The organism is Pseudoalteromonas sp. S1650, from assembly GCF_005887195.1.
Lineage (GTDB): Bacteria > Pseudomonadota > Gammaproteobacteria > Enterobacterales > Alteromonadaceae > Pseudoalteromonas > Pseudoalteromonas simplex.
Window position 1 is genome coordinate 1 of record NZ_PNDF01000226.1, and the last position, 201, is coordinate 201.

The 201-nt window shown below is 43.3% G+C and carries 1 protein-coding gene; it reads right to left on the reverse strand.

What is annotated here, in order from left to right:
* On the reverse strand, positions 1–201 hold a 201-nt coding region (locus CWB80_RS22650), incomplete at both ends, for a hypothetical protein (protein ID WP_212751502.1).

Here is a 201-nt window from a genome sequence, read left to right on the forward strand (position 1 = left end):
CTCATCTTCGTCGATTAAATCGTCTGCGCTTGGTTCTTCGGCTGGCGCTTCTTCTTGAGCTTCATCTAATAATGAATCAATGTCATCGACATCTAAATCATCATCGAGCTCGTCTTCGTCGATTAAATCATCTGCGCTTGGTTCTTCTGCTGGCGCTTCTTCTTGATCTTCATCTAATAGCGAGTCAATGTCATCAACATC